We start from the raw sequence: 19,483 nt of genomic DNA on the forward strand, positions 1-19,483 counted from the left end.
CGTAGGCAACAAGCCCGCGAACCCCGCGAGCCCCGCCAACCTTGCTATTTTCATGCCAGTATTGTACCAGAACTGATGACATGATTGTTTTCATCTTCCTTTTGTTACGCTTCTTTCATGTACGCTGCCTTCATTCTTTCATGTCGCTTCCTTCATGTCGCTTCTTTTATGTACGTTCCTTCAGTTACGCTTCCTGCTTTACTCCACTCTCTCACGCTTTCCAATACAAAATAAAACTACTTGATCGTATCGTATAAGTCTGTCTCCACGTCTGCTATTCCTTCATTTCCCCAATCTTCTGAAATTTCAAGATGCCAAGCTCTAGGTATTCGTGTACATTCATTATCTTCAATCCATTGATGCAGTTTTTCATAGGTGGTTCTTATTGCATAATTAGGCCCTCTGTGTCTTGCAACCGCATATCTTTGCTCAGGAACGACTATGGAAACCATGCCCCTCGGGATTTCTTTACCCTCTTTTACTTCGACACATACCCAATAGCCATCTTCCTCTTCAGAATAATCCCCTGCGATAAAAGCTCCTATTAACCGCACCGGGTAAACCAAGTCCTTAATTTCGCTCAATCTTGCTTTAAGCTGGACTGCTGCTCTAGGAATTTCTTGAACATATTGATGGCCGGAGCAAACTACCCGTATACCAACCAATTTTTTTTCATTCAGCTCAACAACTCTCATCCGACTCCCTCCCCGGTGATTTCTACCTGCATTGTATCTAAGCTGCTGCAATGGTTTGTCCGCTAGCAGCGGCAACAGGTACCAGGAAATGCAGCAATCGAACAGTTACCTTTTCCTGCCGGCCATCCCCAGTCCCCTGCCGCCCTCGACCTTTACTCCTGCTTGTATATCCACTCCGTAATTTTCGGATTATCCGGACAGCGAATCACATACTCAATAGCCGAATCATATTTGTTTCGCAGGTCTCCCTGATCTTTATATAGTCCGGTTCGAGCCGGTTTTTGGGCTTGTCAAGCTTGGTAAGTCTTGCCTAGCTGCTTAGTAAGTCTTGCCTATCTTGCTCAATCATGCTCAGTTAGCCAATCTGACTCTCGCGCTTGCAGTATTGTCACATGGCAAACAAAGGGGCCAGCTGCGCATACAATACATTATATTTTTCAAACTGCTTGTTGTAGTAGTCGGCCAGCTCGGGATTCGGATAGTACGATTTCACCTGCTGAGCTGCCTTGACCCTGGCACAGATCTCTTCAACATTGATGCTCCAGCCCATCTTGGGAAAACCCAGCATGGCAGCCCCGATCGATGGAAGATAATGTGAATCGTCCGGCACGACAAGCTCACACTGCAGCACATCCGCCAGGATTTGGCACCATACTTGGCTTTTGGCTCCGCCGCCAATCAGACTGATGCGAAGCTTCGCCTCCGGCTTAACAATAAGGCTCATCACCTGACGTATGGCCAGAGCAACACCTTCAAGAACAGCGAGCCCCATCTGTCCCTTAGTTGTGGTCGTGCGAAGTCCTACAAAAGAACCACTGGCATTGACGTCCTGCACCGGGCAGCGCTCCCCGTTCAAGTACGGTAAAAACAGCACGCCTGAGCCTCGCTCCGTTTTCTCCAAAGCTGATTCCAACTCCGCGAACAGGAGTGAGTCACCGTCTTCATTCCTGTCCGTTTCAAAATTTTCCGCAGCCGCCCCTGTCCCTGGACCAAACACTTGCGCCGCCCACTTATGAGCGCTGCCCGCATTCGTCAGAGGAGCGATGGAGATTTGTCGGCCCGGCACGACATACGCGAGGTTAAACGCACCGTTTTGTACATCCATATACCGTTCGGACGCTGCCGCTACCCAGCCGGTTGTGCCAATATAGGCGTACGCCTCCCCTTCCCGATACACACCTGCCCCTAGCGTTGCCGCACCGGCATCTCCTATTCCGCACAAAACGGGAGTTCCCTCGCTGAACCCGGTCTCGGACGAGCCGCGCTTATGAACTTGGCCTGCTTCCGCATCCGGCGGCAGGATAAGCGGGAATTTTTCCGCTTCCATATCAAGCTGCTTCAGCCACTCTTCCATCCAAGTACGGGTCTGAAGATTCATGCAGCCTGTCGTTGCAGCCGATGTCGGATCGGTGACGAACGCTCCAGTCAGCCTAGATATGACATAGTCCTTGGAACTAATCAGGAAGCTGGCAGCTTCGCTGTAGGCGTGAGGCTCGTGCTCCTGAAGCCACATTATTTTAGGGAGTGTTAGCGTACCGTCCATATGGTTGGCAGTTTCCCGGATAATCGCCTCCTCCCCCAGCTTCTCCAGCAACCGCTTAGACTGTTCTACACCCCGCCCATCCGAATATAGAATCGCTGGACGCACGGGGGTGCCTTCAGCAGAAACCGGAATGCAATCCTGCATTTGGCCGCTGAAGGAGATCAGCTTTATCTCATCAGGCCGAATGCCCTCTCGAAACCATTCCTGCGCGATCGCGGCAACCGCCTGGTACCAGGCTTCCGGTTCCTGCTCTACACATCCGTCAGTCGTTATGACGTCAATTGGCCTGTTTTTCACATTATGTACAACAGCTTTACCACAGACCAGAATCCCTTTAATATTCGTTGTGCCTATATCAAAAGAAGCTATGTAACTCATTGTTCATGTTCATCTCCTCATCTCCGAAGCCCACGGCTCCCTGCTCTCAGCTCCGCTTCCGACCTTTAGGGGCATTTAGCAAATACAATTTTCTTAAAGTAACTAATGTATGATAGGTATCTTCATAGAGCAACTTGTGGATACAGTTAACTTCATAGAGCTGCTAGTGGATTATAGGTAACTTCATACAGCATATTGTGGATTCGCTGGTGCAACTCGCAGAGTATACGAAATTCTCTTAGAGCTGCGAGCGCCTTTTTCTAAAACTCTACACAGGCAAGCTCTGGTGCAGGCTTCAGACAAGCCTCAATCCTTTCTCTAAAATTCATAAAGGTCACCATCGATAAAGCCTCTTCTATAGGGAAAAAGCCTGTTTCCAGACTTTCGTTAGTCGGCACCGGCTCTCCGCCAATATACCTAGCCAGGAATAAGGTGTTGCAAATGCTCTCCCCCACATTTTGAAAGATGCCGCAAAACCTGATAATTTCAATATCGACTCCTGCTTCTTCTTTCGTTTCTCTTATGGCCGCTTGTGTTAATGACTCTCCTTCTTCCACTTGTCCCCCGGGCATTTCCCAGCCTCTCTCCGGACCTTTAATCAATAAAATTTCATTGTGATCGTTTAAAACAACGGCTGCGGCAGAAACAATATGTTTTGGTGGGTTCATAGGGAACACTCCTTGAAAATATTATAGCTTTCCATAACCCTTCAATGAATGGTGAATTGCAGTTGTTCAACAGCCTAATGGCAAGCGTTATAATCCAACCGGGCAGCAGCGGCCTTTCATAACAAGCCTTGAAGCTTTTCCAGGCTAGTTCTTGATAAAGCTTTCCGCAATAGCTCCTCGTCATAGCCGTTTGTCACTAAAGCATGCAAAATAGCATCAACCCGATCCGCTCGCTGCCTTCTAATATTCAATTCCAACTGAATTTCTAAGGGAACTACCGGAACAACGTAGTTTTCAAATTCTACATGCTTGGCTAATCTCCAAATATGTTGGCCGCCTTCCCATATCCCTTCCCCCATATCCGAATCGGGTATTCCAGCAGCATTCGATATCTGTACGACTTCCACCGGGAAATTCGCAATCGTCCACTTCCCTTTTGTCCAGGTAAAGCCAGAAGGGAACGTTTGGGTGAAGAAAGGCTCTTCCATCGAGGATTGCCATTCCGGATCCGAACAAGCAAGCCCGCATTTAACTTTCGCATGGTAGGGCTGTAAAAGAGCAGCCAAGCGGGCAACATCCTCCACATTCTGTACATAGATATCCAGGTCGTTTGGCGTCATGGCCGCCTTTTGTATTACGGACCCCACAGAACCGACAACGATCCATGGAACGGTCAGGCCTGATTCTGAATAAAGATCGCAGAAAGACTTAAGAGCTAGTTTCCAGGTCACCGCAGCAACTCCTTTTCTAGAGGAGCGGCGAAAAAGGGCTGCGCACTCTGCGCACTTACATGTATACGAAAAATCATACAAATGATCTTTAAAATAAGCGTAATGCAGGAATTTGTACGAAACGTCATACAAAATGAGGCTGGGAGTTTAAAAAAAGCTGGAATTTGTATGAAGAATCGTACAAAATTACCAAAAATGCACCCGAATTCCCCTTAGTTGTATGAAGAATCGTACAAACGGACCCGCCAGACCATCAGCCTTCGCGTGACCCCTTTTTCACCACATCTTCTAAACATTCATTTTGGAAAAACATTAATTCAACATAGACTCGGCAAATTTGACATGCTCAATCAGCTTCGGAAACTCATCCGGGGATGAGCCATCTTCCACGCTCCAGCATACCCCCATGGCCGTCTCCACGTATAGGCACTGTCTTAAAATCTCATTTGGTATACCGAGTTCTTTCTCCAATACGCCTATCATTTTATTCATATCGTCATATAATTCCCGAGTGATTTCTTCTCCGTATTCATTCAATAGAAATCGTGGAACATCAAATACAGGATCCCCCACTACACCTTTAGGATCGATAATGCGGTATCCGCCATCTTGGCCGAGCAAAATATTGTCATGATGAAGATCTCCATGGAGCAGCATGTTTCGGGGATACTTCTCACAGATGGAAAAGCATAATTCCTTCGCTCTTTTCATGTATCGATATAGTTCTGTACAGTCATCACGCTTGCTCATATATTCGGTAATTTTACTGACCCACTCCAGGTATGTCGGATAGTTTTCCGCTTGTTCACTTGATCTATGTAAATCTTGATACAGGGTGCAAAAAACGGCCAGTCTCTTTTCAAGAGATGCTTCATTTCGTAAAGGCGTTCCAGGACAAATGCGCTCCGCGAGCATAACCTGGTTTTCCAAATCAGCTTCAAACACCCGGCAAAACGGGGTCCCGTTATATTCTGACAAGGCACTGCACTCGGCACTGATGTCTGAAGAGGGGCCTCCTATTTTAAAAACGGCATTCCCGTAACTTTCGGAAAAACATGTAAGCACCAAGTTAGCTGAAAAGGAAGGAACCAATTGAAAAGAGCTTAACTGCCATTGCTCAGCATAGGAAGCAAGGTCACCCAGCACTTTTTGATAGAAGGCCCGGCCAAAGCGGTTTGTTATCTTCTCGATTTCTTCTTTATTAAACTGGTAAACTTGCTCCATCGGCGTCCCCCGCTTGGTTTACTTGTTTTGTAGAACGGCAATTTCACCTGAAAACAACAAGGCCTGTTTATGTTGGCCTGACAGGACAAAAAGATCTGCCGTTTCTCTAACATCCGGCAAGCCCTCCTTAAGCTACCGCTGTTCTTGCTGTTCTTGCTGTTCTTGCTGTTGTTACCGCTGCTGTTGTTGCTGTTGTTACCGCTGCTGTTGTTGCTGTTGTTGCCACTGTTCTTGCTGCTGTTGTTGCCGCTGTTCTTGCTGTTTTCTTGCCACTGTTGTTGCTGTTTTCTTGCCACTGTTGTTGCTGTTGTTGCCACTGTCCTTGCCGCAGCTGTTCTTGCCGCTGTTGTTCCTGCTGCTATTGTTCTTGCCGCTGTTGTTGCTGCTGTTTTTCCAGCTTATCCAACTTTTTAATGAACTCTCTTTTGGTCAAGGGATGATAGGTCACCAATTGCCCGTTATAAATGACATTAAAAACACCATACGCTGACGGGGCGTTCTGAGCTTCTATAGGATCTTGCATGGTTATGATATTAACTTGGATTTCTCTCTCATTGGCTGCTTCCGTAATGGTATTTACAGCATCCTCAAAGTAAGGGCACTGATCCGCTTTAATGATCGTTATCCCGTCTTGATATTGACTCATCCGCTCCTCCCAGCCATGATTAAAATGCGGAACAGGATCATCCCTATTCAATCGCTTAACTATGAGTTCAAAGGAAGGTGGAGCTTGATCTATTGATTCAAAGCCATACTGCATAAAAAACGATTTATCGGCCAGCCAGGTTTGCGAGCTTGTTACCATCGCTACTCCCGATTTATTGTGAGATTTGGCATCGTCCAAGCACAGATTCAGCAGCCTGGAGCCGTAGCCTTTCCCTTTTCCTCTGCCGACAATCCATAAACAATGGATCACCAGGTAGCCGCTGCCGGTAATTCCCCTCCAATTCCTTTCACTCGGAGCATACTCTATGAATCCTTTGGGAACTCCATTTTCTTCGAGTATTTTCAGCTTTAACCCTTCCCGAAGTCTTTTCTTAAGCCAAGCAAGTTTATTCTGATAGCCCTGTGATTTCGGCTTGCTCCTCATGCAAAAGAAGCCTTTGGCTTCTACATTTTCCTCGGTCACATCAACAATATGGATCAATACTGTCCTCCTCCTTCCGGGGTATAGGCTTGTCCCATTTCCTCAGCCTGTTTGTCCCATCTTTGTATAGCATCCCGGTTGATATCCAAGTTCACACCACCTTCTAACCCCGGCATTTTTACACAAATCCCAGTAAAAGGTTCAGGCATTGAAAAAAAGCCTTCAACCCTTCACCACGTTTCTTTTTTACTCAGCTTTTTCCCGTTCAAAAATCAGTTCAAAGTACGACGCCATACCTGTACTTTGCACACTTGGCGCAAAAATTTGCACAAGTCTCCATCCTTCTTTTGCATGCTGATGAATCACTTCTTGATAATCCTCTACCGGCTCAGAGTCCTGGATACCCAATTTCTTGTACTTTAATGGGATTCTTTCAAATTTGTATTCGAACATATATGATCTCTCCGTTTCTATTAAATTTCAATCATTCCCCTTGAATCTCATACACAATCCAAACATTTGGGTCGTCATAGTGCCCGTAATCTTCTTCACGATTGATGAATATAGGCTGCAATGCTCCTTTTACGATATAACTCCCGCTCTCTGGAAACTTCATTTGTGTCCATTCTTCCCAATCGCTCACAGTACCTCTTACCGGATAAGCTTTGGGAATCGGTTTGACAATCTTTCCGCCTAATTTCCAATGAGTTCGTATCCACGGATCAAAAGGGGCACCATCCTCTCTTGTCCACCGAATATACCTATCAAATTCCGCCAATGGGTAATCCTTCTTAAAGCTGGGTCTAACGGGTATAACCATTCTTTGATAGCCTTTTTTGGCTGCCAAGCTTTTCAGTTCATTTAAAATCCTTTGACTCAAACCAGCTCGTTGAGCATCCGGGTGGATGGCTACGTTAACCGCTGCCAGTGTGTTTGCTGGCTCTTTGTTTTCCACGCCGCTGACTAAAATTGCTGTGTAATCGACTGGCAACTCCTCTGTTACGCCCGACCAGGCTATAGGAATGGAATTACCTACGCCCACTACCTTATCGCTACTGCATAAACATATTTAATAATCCGGGAACTTATTTCTCATCTCAAGCCAATAACTCATCACATGATCATCGGGTGTCATAAACGGCGGCCAGGCGAATTTCATGACCGGTCCGGTTTTTAGTGCTGGAGAATCTGCTAAAGATGTACTGTAACGGGTATGGGAATCACCTCGATTAAGAGTTATTTCACGCTTAAGCGGGTGGGGCCTTGTAGTGGGGCTATGCTGGTTGGTGCCGGGCTAGTCGGCGGACACCGGTTATGCTGGTTGGTGCGCGTTAGTCGGCGGACACCGGTTATGCTGATTGGTGCGCGTTAGTCGGCGGACACCGGTTATGCTGATTGGTGCTGAGTTGATGCTGCGCGTTTAAACGAAATTCATGCTAATGTTTGTAGTCGAAAGACCATGTTTGTTTTGTACAAAAAGCAGGATGCTGGCTCGCGAACCCCTGCATTTGTACGATTTGTCATACAAATCTCGGGCAATCGCCCTTCAATCCCAGGCATTTGTACGATTTGTCATACAAATCTTGGGTAATCGCCCTTCAATCCCCTGTATTTGTACGACGTTTCATACAAATTTCCGGAAATCACACTTCAACCACATGCATTTGTACGACATTTCGTACAAAGCGCAGGCAACAAGCCCTCGAACCCCGCCAACACTTCGGCTATTTTCATGCTGGAATTGTGCCTCAGAATTCAATGGCATGATTGTTCTCGTACAATAAACAGGGTGCTGGCTCGCGAACCCCTACCAAACCTTGACTACTTTTATGCTGAGATTACGCTGGGATTGGGGCGATAGTTTGTGGCCGATAGAATCGTATTGTGAGAGCATCTACTTCGATTATACCGTTCTCTATTAGCAAAGGATAGATATGAAAGGCGCTTGCGCACTGCGGACTGCTGCGGCTCGAGCGGGCGCTTGCGCACTGCGGCCAGCATGCTGCGGCTCAAGCGGGCGCTTGCTCACTGCGGCCAGCATGCTGCGGCTCGAGCGGGCGCTTGCTCACTGCGGCCAGCATGCTGAGGCTCAAGCGGGCGCTTGCTCACTGCGGACTGCTGCGGCTCGAGCGGGCGCTTACGCACTGCGGACTGCTGCGGCTCGGGCAGGCACTTGTGCACTGCGGACTGACGCGGCTCGAGCGGGCGCTTGCGCACTGCGGACTGCTGCGGCTCGAGCAGGCGCTTGCGCGCTGCGGCCTAACGCGGCTCGGACGGGCGCTTGCGCACTGCGGCCAGCATGCTGCGGCTCAAGCGGGCGCTTGCGCACTGCGGCGAAACGCCGCTCTCGCCTGGCGGCAGCAGCGGGGACGGAGTGCGTGCCTCGCACTTGGGCGCTATGATTCGTGATCCGCAGCCCTTCACCTGCTTGCAGCTTTCCTTTTTTTCAAAGCTCGCGCTATTTTCCCGCCGCAACTCGCACTATCAACTGTTGAATGTCGTGCTTAACCTGCTGAGCAGCATTGGAATCGGCACATGAACTGTAAATTTGCTCCAATTCATCCTGCAGGGATTTGGCGCGGGCCAGCTGCTGGATGGACTCTTTCATTTTGGCGGAATACTGCTCCTTAATGACCTGGATCGTCTCTGCGTGCTCTTCATCAGTTCCCTTTTTGATACAATGCTCATACATGTCTATGATTTCATCAGTTGGTTTCTCGGGAAAATACTCATGCGGAGCAGTGCTGTCAAAAATAGCAAATCCCAATTCCCGCACAATGACCATATCCAAACTGTTGGGGTCGAACCCGCAATGATAAATCTCCATATTAAAACCGCGTTCGGTGGCAGCAGCGGCAATTTTCTTCAGCATTGTTGATTTACCGGAACCAGGCCGGCCTTTGATGAAATATCTTTTCACGCCGTCTGTCAGATTGGGAACAAAGTCGACCGCGCCTAACGGTGTGGCTGCACCAAGGAACCGGTGGTCCACCCGGCTTTCCCTTTCGTTTGTGCGATCTTGAAACAAAGTGCTGATCAAGTCTTGGGTTAATCTGTCCGCTGCCTCAAAGTCCATGTTGGCAATATAGACCGCTTCCCAGCCGTCATGAACACGAAGGGCTTCCGCAAACCCGGCATAAGCCCGTTCATTGGCTAGAGCAATTTCCTTGGTTAGATTATCAATGGCCGACTTTTGAAGAATCAGTCCAGCCGTATCCAAGGAGTCGCTTAAATTAAAGTAATGCAGCCCTTCTTCCGGCTGCCCATGGATAACCTCACGCGGAGCGGTTGCATCGACGATTCCTACCTTCAAGCCGGGAAAAACGAGCCCATCCAACGATTCATTGTTTGATGCGCAGTGGATGAACCAGGCGTCATGGCCTTCCTCAACCATTCGTTCTCCAATCTCCCGAAACAGTTCCGCTTTCTCGCTGGCCAGTCCGCCTTCCACAACAATAAGCTGGTTTAGTCCCTGCAGGGAGGACTCATACATGCTGACAAAACCACGGGCGGTATTGCCACTCGCGAAATAATTGGTAATATTTCCAGTCATCACGTTCACACCTTTCTGGGCTGCTGCCATGTCATCTCATCTAATCCATCCTATTACAACGGAGCCCAAAAGGTGCAGCAACAAGCCTTAGCGGATTGTCCAAGCATCATTGAACATTTTTATAATCGCTATGAGGCTTAGAAAGGAGCATTAAGTTTTCACATCCTTGCATCAGACATGCATGTCGAAATAATCTTCAGCATTTTGCAGCTCGATAATTTTCATCTCCCTTGCGCTAAGAGCTGTATTTTCCTCTTCCAGTTTTAACGATAAAACAGCTTCTGCATAGGCATTGATATGACCTAGAAAGTCTTCCTTCTCCCATAAGTCTAAAATATACGGCACCCCTACTTTTATTATATACACTCCATTATCATGCCTTACATCCAGCAGCTCCGGTTCTTCCATGTCTTTAATTTCTGCATAATCATAGGCGAGCTCTCTGCCAATTTGTTTATAGGCTTTGCAGGCACTCGATATGAATTTCTGCGAGTGTTTTTGTATGTAGTCTCCGCAGATACTCATGGCATGATCTCTAATGGATTCCCCATCTTCATCTAATGGTTTACTGAATATATCCCGCAAAAAGGCTGCTCCGTACAACATGATCTCGCCTTCGCCCTCCATCTCTTTTATTTTCTGGCATCGACAATGAGTGAAACAAAGCCAAGCTGTCCATTCTTATTGCGGTGATCGAAGCGGCAGGATCTATAGATAAATCCATCCTCCGGCTCCCACTCTTGGAAATGAAACTCTCCTTCTTCATCACAATATTCAAGCAGCCTGACGGTAAAGCCTGCTTCCTCAAACATCCTCGTTAGACTTCGGTAGTCGTGCACAATTTTATGGTGGCAGCCGGATGATCCTTGGGCCCAGGTCCACCGATCTGCACCATGTTCTGGTACCACTCATTTCTGAACAATCGATCAGGCACAGCACAGCGTATGTAGCCGCCTGGTTTCAAAAAATCATAACAAATTCCCGCTGCCTCCACCCCTTCCTCATACGTCAAATGCTCCCACACATGCTCAGCCAAAATAGCATCAATTTTCCGTTCGCCAAAAAAGTGAATCCAGTCTGAACGGCGCAATAGATTCAATTCCTCTTCCTGGGTTTGGATCCATCCCGGGTATTCTTGCGAAGAGGCCCCAATTATAATCTTAACGGGTTCTGCAGATGAGATATCACCTAAATGCATAGCATTTCCTCCTCTCTCCTTTTGCTGCTTTACTCAAGTATTATGCCGGTAGACGATTGGGCCGCTCCACTCGCTCTACTCGTTCTGCTCGCACTACTCCTTCTACTCGATCTGCTCTTTCTCCCTGTCGTTCCCGGGGGTGATGTTATCTTTGCAGACCATTCTATCAAAAATTTTGCCAAAGAGCTGAAGCTCTTTTTTGTGTTTTTATAAGAGTGGTGAAAAACTGTGCATTTATATGTATAAGAAAACAGTCATGCTATTGCAAATCTCGGGCATCAACTCCAGCATGAAAATCAGCGCGGAAATTTGTACGAAACGTCATACAAAAAACTTTGAAAATACGCGGAATACGGGAATTTGTACGAAACGTCATACAAAATGACGCTGGTGGTTGAGAGCAATCTCGAATTTGTACGTGTCCAGCATTTGTTGAGCGCTTTAATTCACCGTCAAAACATCTTGCAGCGTAGCCGACGGGCCGGAGACGCCCTGCAGCGTTCCAAGCGCGAATCGAATCTTTTCCCCTTCAGCGTTGATAATATGAGCCAACCCCAGCTCTTCCATTGCAATCGATGACATCAGAAGGTTTACCACATCATCGCGTGAAAGCGAAATTGTCGGTGTAATATTAGGTAAATTCGGATTGGACAATAGATTCTTCCCCCATTCTGTAGATTGCTCTCGCAGCTAAAGGCCAAAGTGTTGGCCGTTTGCATAAAGATTCTGGGTTTCCCCTTGTCCCTATATAAATTAAAATTTGCATGATCAAAGAACTGGTTCTAGGAAATGTGAGGATTTTTTAGAAGAATTCATTCCCGCTTACGACAAGTCGAATTTAATGTCCGGTAAGAAAAAGGCTTATGAGCTCTTTCCAGAATATTAATCGTTTTCAGTTAATTTTTTTCCAACTCCAATAAATTACGCGGTAATAACAGTACGTTTACGTTAAGCTGTTATCCGCCGTTGACTGTTTTCATAGAAAATGACGTTATAAAAGTGGAAGCAGGGGGATTAAGGGCTCTTTACGGCGGGCCAAAGAAACAAATAGACGGATAATACAAAAAAAGCATGTTCATTAGGAAGGATTTATTTGCGGCTCAGGCTAAAATGCCATGCCAGTAGGGATCGGGGTTTCTAGTGGGCCGTTTTAAATAATCCGGGGAGGGGGGCTTCGATCTGCGGGATGGCAGCTTCCAGGCCCGCTAAAGGGGGCGCCTTTTCACGGGCCGCTGCGGACCGTTTTCATGGGAGGGGAAATCGGGGCTTCGATTTTTTTTCCTGCGTGTGCTTTATCTTGCTTACCTGCACTATCTCGCTTTACTGTGCTTATCTTGCTTTGCTGCACTATCTTGCTTACTGCACTTCACCTTCCTTTTCCGCGAACTATTGAGCTTTCATCTTTTCCATATGAATCTCCCGCAGTAAAAGAAACAAGGGGAGCCCGAGCGAAACCCCAACCGTTACAGTTCCCAAGACAGGAAGCCACAACCATTTCATTCCTTTTTTCTTTCCTTCATAAAAGATAAAGCCGATCAGGACGACCACCGATACGACCACATCCATCCATGCAAAGGCTCCTATCCGGGTTTGGCCGGCTTCTTGAATCAAATGGGGGATATTTAAACCCCTCTCGTAAACCCATGGAATTAGCTGCGAATACGGCAGAATAATGCCTAGTACTGATAAGATTCCGTAAAAATATTTCAATGTTTTATCCCTCCGTGATCTTAATCCTCTGCTGCAGCTTGATTAGCACGACCAGCATAGCAAGCAATTCCGTTGTTTACTGGCATCTGTCTCTTAGTCTCCCTTCCTGTCTAAGAACGGCTCGACCGCATTGCCTTTATATGCTTGAGGCTGGCATCTTGTTTCAATAATTGGTATTCCTTTGATTCAACAGCGTATAACGCCAGCTTGCCTTCGGAGTCACAATGAATCCCCCAGCCATATCGCTTGCCCAATGAGGAGGCTCGGAGGCATGGTTGTCCTTTGGAGAAAAATTTCTCACGCTCCAGCGGTCTCTGCTCTTCCGGAATGTTATTACGCCGCGCAAACACTTCAAACAGCACATCCTCTTGAGTGTATACATAGGGGTGATGGGCTATTAATTCGTACTGCAGCACCGGAACGGTTTTCTTCTCTTTCTTGCTGACTGGAATCTCGGCCGCCGTAACCGGGCAATCTTCCGCGACTTCAATGAACGTACTATAATAATTCATATCCTTCACTTGTCCATTACCTCCTGCAATCTATCCATACCGCAGCACCTTGTCCTAGATCCCCCATGATTTTCCATGACTTCCTGCAACTTGTCCTAGATCCCCCACGATTTTCCATGACTTCCTGCAACTTGTCCTAGATCCCCCACGATTTTCCATGACTTCCTGCAAGGTCACTATGACTTCAGATGGTTTTCCATGGCCTCCCCGGCTCTTTCGAATCCATGCCTGCTGTAAAATTCAACGCTTTCCTCACTTGGCCAAACCGTTAAGAAGGTTAGTCCATATGTTTTAGCCCATGTGTTAATTTCCTCTAGAATTCTTCCGCCTATTCCCCGGGATCTGTATGCTGGCAAAGTATATACATTCGTCATGTACCCCCATGGCGACTTCCTTCTCCCTGGACGTGGAACCGTATCGATGATCTGAACATAGATATGCGAAACAATGGCGCCACCCACTTCTGCAACCCATATCCTCCAGCGTCCTGAAGCTTTAATCTCGTCAAAAAACTCCAAGCATTCTGTATAGAACGGCTCATACAAATCTGCTGTAATTTTCTTGGATTCTGCGGTAAAATCAAATCTCATTTTAATAAGCTGCGGGATATCTTCTATCGTATACTGCCGGATAATCACTATATCACCTCTTTAAGTAAACTGCGGTAGCGTCCAGGTCGGCCTGAGCGGCAGCCGTCACAGGTCGGCCAAGACAGAAGCATTCCAGGTCTGTCACAGCGGCAGCGAGCGCGACGGCACCGAGCACAGCAAAAACAGGCTCAAACCTTTAAAAAATAGTGGAAAAAGTCGGTGTCTTTCACGAACCCATACTGCTCATAAAGTTTTTGGGCAATATGATTGTCAACACCTGTTGATAATTCCAGGCCTTTGGCCTTGGTCTGCACGGCGAATGATCTGGCTGCATCCAGCAATAATTTGGCAGCCCCCTTTTTTCGATATTCCTTACGAACATACAAATCATTAAGAATCCAGATTCGCTTCATAGAAAGAGAAGAAAAGGACGGATAGAGCTGGGTAAATCCGACCCCCGAATCTTTTTCCATATCCGTAATCAGAAATATAACCGATTCCTTATGTTCAAGCCGATCAATCAAAAACTGCCTGGCTCCCTCTAAGTCTGACTCCTGTTCATAGTGAGCCCGGTATTCGTTGAACATTGCCGCTAATTCGTTAAGATTTTCCATGGTCGCTTGCTTAACATTAAAGGATTCGCTCATCTAATCATTCCTTTGCTTGCTGGTTGATTGGGTTGGGGAGCAGGATGAAATAAGCTTCCTTCAGGCCGGCCGCTTGGGAGCCTATTAGAGTTTATTGCTTGTCATCTAACATTTCGTTCATATATTGCAGCAATTCCTTTCTATAGTCCTCCAGTTCTTTTGTCCACTTCACACTTTTAACTACGTCAACATATAACCTGAAAATATTAAATAACGCTGCGCTTAATTCCTCCCTGTTAAGCTTAATTTCATAAGTTTGTCTAAGTCTCTCTGTATATTCATGATCAACTGAATCCATATACTTATAGTAATCGTAATGAATATTGTGGTTTACGCAGATCATTCTGATTAACTGATTCCTGATGGCTTCCAAATCATTCGCTGCTTTTATGAACTGTCCCCGCTTAACAAAAATATCTTCTTGATGCTGATATATTTTATAACGATTAACCCTCTCTTTTTCCGATAGATAGGTTATGAACATGCGAGTAACCCGTTCAACTTCTTCAGCAGACCGTACAACCAGCAGTACATCCAGATCCGAGTATTCATCTCTATAGCCGTAAGAGCCGGAGCCTACCAGGACAAAACCGCATACGGCACTTAGATCATAGGCATATTCAATTAAATCTGCGAGCAATTCTTCTCTATCTTGAATGGAATACATTATTTTATCCTCTCTTCCTAAATTAGGCAGGCACTGTTTTGCTCTGACTAATTCCGGTATGCTATAGATAAACCAAACCGATTTGATCGATAGTGGGTGTTTTCAAGGACAACCATTAGGTGAGTGTGCATCCACTGATTTTATCGAGTACATAAAAAGGTGAGCATGATTATGGAAATGAACTTGAGCAACTTCAGCAAACTGCAAATGTTGGCCCAGAACACAGCTGCGGATACCGATACTTCAAGACATGGCGTATATTGGATTGAAGGAGAAAATATTCGTTATGTGAATGAGGCTTGTTCCGCTATATTTGGCATGGAGCCGGAATCGTTCATAGGCAAGAAATATGATGAGTTGATTATAAAGCTTTTTGACCATCGCACATCCGAAAGCTTCGGACGTCTAATACGTGGAGATATCGATAAACTGCATGAAAATGCCGCGGCAACAACGACGGACGGCCTCGCATTAACACTAGAAATATTCGGGCAGCGCTTGGCAACTGGCCAGTCCTCCCATGTCATTGGCTTCATTATAGATCTTACCTCAAGCAGTGAAGTCGAAGAAAGGTTAAAATCGACTTTAAAAGATTTAGCCGATATGAAGTATGCACTCGACCAGTCGGCGATAGTAGCAGTTACCGACCGCCAAGGTTCCATCACGTATGTGAATGATAAATTTTGTGAAATTTCAGGCTATGGGAAGTCCGAGCTTATAGGAGAAACTCATCGAATTATTAATTCTGGCTATCACCCTCGGGAATTTTTCAAAGACATGTGGCGAACAATTGGGTCAGGCAATGTGTGGCGGGGCGAGGTTCGTAATCGTGCTAAAGACGGTTCCTTTTATTGGGTGGACACTACCATTGTACCGATAAAAGATGAGGCTGGAAATCCGTTCCAATATCTGGCGATTCGTTACGACATCACTGATAAAAAAGCGAATGAAGAGAAAATCCGCTATATGGCCTATTACGACCGGTTAACGGGTCTCGCAAACCGCTGGATGTTTGAACAGTATTTGGCCACTACTATTGCCCGGGCAGAACGGAACCAGGAAAGATTTGGCTTCATGTTCATCGATTTGGATAATTTTAAATATATCAATGATACACTAGGACATTTAACGGGTGACAAGCTGTTGGCGCAGGTAGGGCAAAGGCTTGAGCAAATAGTAGGCAAAAAAGGTTATGTTGCCCGAATTGGCGGTGATGAATTTACCGTGTTGATAGGAGCAATCACTGAACCTGCAGATATGAAGCAGCATGCGCAAGCGATTGTCGATGGCTTTAAGGAAGCCTTTCTAACAGAAGAGTATGAGTTGAATATTACAGGCAGCATCGGAATCGCCACTTATCCGGAAGCTGGACTCAACGCGCAAACGATGATGCGGCATGCAGATCTCGCTATGTACAGGGTTAAAGCGAAACAGAAGAACGATTATCAGCTTTTCGATTTTAATATGGGTGAGAAAAACTCCCGTTTGTTCCAGCTCCAGAACGATCTGCGCAAAGGCTTGGAAGATAATCAGCTGTACCTTGTATATCAACCCCGGGTATGCCCGCTGGATTTGTCGATCAAAGGCTTTGAGGCACTTATCCGTTGGGAGCATCCCGAATTCGGCGTTGTCTTGCCCGAGGAATTTATTCCGTTGGCGGAGGAAGGCAGAATCATACATGAGATTGGCACATTTGTTCTCCGCTCCGTATGTGAACAAATCCAATCCTGGATCCGGCAAGGCTACGACCCGATGCAGGTCTCTATTAATGTGTCGGCCAATCAGTTTCTGCAAACCAGCTTCGTAACCCATTTCTTCGAAATCGTAGACGAATACGAGATCAAGCCGGAATGGATCGAGCTGGAAATTACCGAATCCTTACTGGTTCAGAACGAGAAAGGCGTAATGGAAATATTGAAAATGATACGGGAGCGGGGAGTCCGGATGGCATTGGATGACTTCGGTACGGGCTACTCTTCCTTAAGCTACTTAAGAAAATTCAAAGTAGACGTGTTGAAAATTGATCGCTCCCTCATACAGGGGATTTGCCATGATTCCAGCGACAAAGAAATTGCAGCAACCGTTATTCGCCTAGGTAAAAGTCTGGGAATGACCGTAGTTGCTGAAGGGGTCGAAGAAGAAACCGAGCTCGAAGCCTTGCTTTCCTTCGGAATAGATGAAGTCCAGGGGTATTATTTCAGCAAACCGCTGCGTGTATATAAAGTGGCCAAAATGCTGGAGGCGAAAAAATTACCCGTTGATGTTTTTACTGTATCGGATGAGTGAGCCGGGAGGGTCGTTTACAGCTGAATGCCGCAGCCGCCTTCGCAAGCATGGCGCCTCGGCGCTAGCAGCAGCGGCAATTGGATGCGGTTTCCCGCATACCTTTCGCCTCGGCGGCCGCAGCAGCAGTGATTGGATGCGCAAAATGCTGAAAAAAAGCTGCTACTTATTACTTTTTGCTTGCTCTGCCGTTAAAAGCTTGAGCAAAAACGGCTTTAGATCTACAATTCTTAAATACTGAGGTCTCAGGTCCGTACCGGCAATAATAAGGGGAACAAGCGATTCCTCCTTATGGAGAGATCCGTGACCCCCTCCCCCCTCGTGAGTTGGCGAGCTCTGGTTCGTTAGCTCGTAGCCCGGCTTGGCTGTTACAACGAGATACTCGCCGGGATGGGAATGCAAGGCGCCGGACAGCCTTTGCAAAACATCGGGATAGCGGCCATAGCCGAGCGCCAGATTCGCAGGATTCACCGCTAAATCCAGTACTTCAATGTCTTGTTCGACTGTCCATTTTTGCTGATAAGGATCAACCAGCGTTCCGCCAGCTTTGTATTTAAGCTCTTTGGCTGTACCGCCATGAATGGCATGGATCCAATCATTTTCCCTCCAGGACACTAGATCAATACGTGAATCCCCCGCCAATCTAAGAGCTATTTCCCTGAGGCTATTTTCCGGTCTGAGATTATACAGATAGGCCATCGTCTCATTTACAGCTAGTACGATATCGGTGTCGTCTGTTACATTTTCACCGGGAAGCAGTACATTATATTCCCCGAACATGGATGGCAGATCGATAACCGGCTCTTCGCGCTTGGACTTTAATTGAGTCATTCCGCTGTCCCCTGCGATGATGAGGTTGACCTTGGCTAAAGCTTCTTGCGGGGAACCAAATCGCTGCAATAGCGCATTCAGCTGATCGTCGACTTTTTTAACACCTTTTAAATCAGCAGGCCCTTTCTTATGAATTCTTCTGTCGAGATCAGGCAAATATACAAACAAAAAATCGGGCAATTTATTTTCGGTTATAAGGTACTCCACTGTCTCTAAGGAAAATTTATTGTTTATTCCCATATTTCTTGTTATTCCGTCGGGTTTATTTTCAATATCGGCCAACGGATCAGACAAGGCTCCCAGCGCTAAAAAATCCGGACCTTTCACCCCAATCTGTTCGGGCAGCGAGGTAGGTCCTTGAATCCATGGAGGGATTTGCAGAACATGAACCTGAGGTCCGCGATATAGCAAGCCGTTGACCGAACCAGCTTTCAAACCGAGCTTGGCCAAATCATCATATAAGGTAGGCAGCTCGGGATTCAAGTGTTTTCCGTTTAAATGGATCAAGGCATCTGTCAATGTAGGATCGATACCATGCTTGATCACCTCCATGGGTCCGGTCCCATAATTGATCATTTTCTTTTCTTTCATGGAATACCACGTCAAACCCGGCACATGGTGCTGGTTGGGATAAGTTCCGGTAAGAAGAGAACTATCAATCGTTACGGACATGGTTGGAAAAGAGCTCACCATGTCCTTATAATATTGCCCGTGTTCAATTAAGAATTGGAAATTCGGCAGCTCCTTCTGCTCAATGCCCTGGTCGATCGCCTTGGCCATCAGCGAATCGATCAGCAAAAAGATGGTTTTCTTCGAGTGTTCTCCGCTGATTGATTTTGCCTTTGCTAAATCCTGCTCTTGAGATCCGGTTTTCGGTCCCTGACATCCAAAGCCTATTGTACATAGAAAAATGAAAAGGATTAAACTCGCTGCAGTTAATCTCCGCACGTGACATCATTCCTCCTGATAAAACTCCGACGCATCCGTGGTTCTTGTTCGATGGATGGGCACTAGATTCCGGGTGGACGTGGACGGGAACAGCCTCACCTTGCGAATAGTCCGTCGTCCAGAAATGGCATCCCTATCCTTTGTATAAACTTGTCGTTTTATTCAATAAGCATGCAGGTCTGTATGCCAAACACTCATTAATTTCCTTGAATGATGAT

Annotated in this window: 18 protein-coding genes and 2 pseudogenes; 2 read left to right on the top strand and 18 right to left on the bottom strand. The window is 46.6% G+C overall.

All coding sequences use genetic code 11. The features are described 5' to 3' along the window. Positions 1–236 precede the first annotated feature (236 nt). The 5 genes from PSHG_RS17390 to PSHG_RS17410 form a co-directional block, all read right to left on the bottom strand. On the bottom strand, positions 237–695 hold the full coding sequence (locus PSHG_RS17390; protein ID WP_010275322.1) for a GyrI-like domain-containing protein: 459 nt from the start codon (positions 693–695) through the stop codon (positions 237–239). Between the two features lie 388 nt (positions 696–1,083). Further along, positions 1,084–2,616: a xylulokinase gene (locus PSHG_RS17395; RefSeq protein WP_010275325.1), complete on the bottom strand. Its 1,533-nt coding sequence runs from the start codon at positions 2,614–2,616 to the stop codon at positions 1,084–1,086. Positions 2,617–2,876: 260 nt separating this feature from the next. Beyond that, positions 2,877–3,284, bottom strand: coding sequence for an NUDIX hydrolase (locus PSHG_RS17400; protein WP_010275327.1), 408 nt, complete (start codon positions 3,282–3,284; stop codon positions 2,877–2,879). Positions 3,285–3,400: 116 nt separating this feature from the next. Next, positions 3,401–4,015: a hypothetical protein gene (locus tag PSHG_RS17405; protein WP_010275330.1), complete on the bottom strand. Its 615-nt coding sequence runs from the start codon at positions 4,013–4,015 to the stop codon at positions 3,401–3,403. A 312-nt stretch (positions 4,016–4,327) separates the two neighbouring features. Then, positions 4,328–5,239, bottom strand: a complete 912-nt coding sequence (locus PSHG_RS17410; protein WP_010275333.1) for an aminoglycoside phosphotransferase family protein — start codon at positions 5,237–5,239, stop codon at positions 4,328–4,330. Positions 5,240–5,383: 144 nt separating this feature from the next. Between PSHG_RS17410 and PSHG_RS30055 the strand changes: the two genes are divergently transcribed. Then, entirely contained in the window at positions 5,384–5,653 is a 270-nt protein-coding gene (locus PSHG_RS30055) for a hypothetical protein (RefSeq protein ID WP_148497761.1), read from the top strand. On the opposite strand, the gene PSHG_RS30655 is transcribed toward PSHG_RS30055, so the two are convergent. From PSHG_RS30655 to PSHG_RS17485, 12 genes and pseudogenes are all read right to left on the bottom strand, one after another. Then, on the bottom strand, positions 5,598–6,386 hold the full coding sequence (locus PSHG_RS30655; protein WP_010275336.1) for a GNAT family N-acetyltransferase: 789 nt from the start codon (positions 6,384–6,386) through the stop codon (positions 5,598–5,600). The two genes, PSHG_RS30055 and PSHG_RS30655, sit on opposite strands and share 56 nt — an antisense overlap. A 186-nt stretch (positions 6,387–6,572) precedes the next feature. Continuing rightward, positions 6,573–6,779 carry a DUF4177 domain-containing protein gene (locus PSHG_RS17425; RefSeq protein ID WP_010275340.1) on the bottom strand — a complete coding sequence of 69 codons (207 nt, stop codon included), beginning with the start codon at positions 6,777–6,779 and terminating at the stop codon, positions 6,573–6,575. A gap of 31 nt (positions 6,780–6,810) precedes the next feature. After that, entirely contained in the window at positions 6,811–7,368 is a 558-nt protein-coding gene (locus PSHG_RS28005; RefSeq protein ID WP_010275343.1) for an N-acetyltransferase, read from the bottom strand. A 1,416-nt stretch (positions 7,369–8,784) separates the two neighbouring features. Further along, positions 8,785–9,879, bottom strand: coding sequence for a PRK06851 family protein (locus tag PSHG_RS17440; protein WP_026021443.1), 1,095 nt, complete (start codon positions 9,877–9,879; stop codon positions 8,785–8,787). A gap of 171 nt (positions 9,880–10,050) precedes the next feature. After that, entirely contained in the window at positions 10,051–10,506 is a 456-nt protein-coding gene (locus PSHG_RS17445) for a hypothetical protein (protein WP_010275353.1), read from the bottom strand. 5 nt (positions 10,507–10,511) lie between these two features. Further along, positions 10,512–11,077, bottom strand: a pseudogene (locus tag PSHG_RS28010) (class I SAM-dependent methyltransferase). Positions 11,078–11,521: 444 nt separating this feature from the next. Further along, positions 11,522–11,731: pseudogene (locus PSHG_RS28015) on the bottom strand (collagen-like protein); the annotation flags it as partial. A gap of 732 nt (positions 11,732–12,463) precedes the next feature. After that, a complete protein-coding gene (locus PSHG_RS17465) occupies positions 12,464–12,787 on the bottom strand; it encodes a DUF2834 domain-containing protein (RefSeq protein WP_010275374.1) in 324 nt (107 codons plus the stop codon). Positions 12,788–12,897: 110 nt separating this feature from the next. Then, entirely contained in the window at positions 12,898–13,299 is a 402-nt protein-coding gene (locus PSHG_RS17470) for a DUF6157 family protein (protein WP_392392021.1), read from the bottom strand. A 176-nt stretch (positions 13,300–13,475) separates the two neighbouring features. Then, a complete protein-coding gene (locus tag PSHG_RS17475) occupies positions 13,476–13,937 on the bottom strand; it encodes a GNAT family N-acetyltransferase (protein WP_010275381.1) in 462 nt (153 codons plus the stop codon). A gap of 140 nt (positions 13,938–14,077) precedes the next feature. Then, positions 14,078–14,536 (bottom strand): GNAT family N-acetyltransferase, encoded by a 459-nt coding sequence (locus PSHG_RS17480; protein ID WP_010275385.1) that lies wholly within the window; start codon positions 14,534–14,536, stop codon positions 14,078–14,080. Between the two features lie 91 nt (positions 14,537–14,627). Beyond that, positions 14,628–15,203 (bottom strand): hypothetical protein, encoded by a 576-nt coding sequence (locus tag PSHG_RS17485; RefSeq protein ID WP_010275388.1) that lies wholly within the window; start codon positions 15,201–15,203, stop codon positions 14,628–14,630. A gap of 171 nt (positions 15,204–15,374) precedes the next feature. Between PSHG_RS17485 and PSHG_RS28020 the strand changes: the two genes are divergently transcribed. After that, positions 15,375–17,489 carry a putative bifunctional diguanylate cyclase/phosphodiesterase gene (locus PSHG_RS28020; protein WP_010275392.1) on the top strand — a complete coding sequence of 705 codons (2,115 nt, stop codon included), beginning with the start codon at positions 15,375–15,377 and terminating at the stop codon, positions 17,487–17,489. Between the two features lie 159 nt (positions 17,490–17,648). On the opposite strand, the gene PSHG_RS17495 is transcribed toward PSHG_RS28020, so the two are convergent. After that, positions 17,649–19,265 carry an alkaline phosphatase family protein gene (locus PSHG_RS17495; protein ID WP_010275395.1) on the bottom strand — a complete coding sequence of 539 codons (1,617 nt, stop codon included), beginning with the start codon at positions 19,263–19,265 and terminating at the stop codon, positions 17,649–17,651. Positions 19,266–19,483: the final 218 nt, after the last annotated feature.

It is taken from the genome of Paenibacillus senegalensis JC66, assembly GCF_000285515.1.
Lineage (GTDB): Bacteria > Bacillota > Bacilli > Paenibacillales > NBRC-103111 > Paenibacillus_L > Paenibacillus_L senegalensis.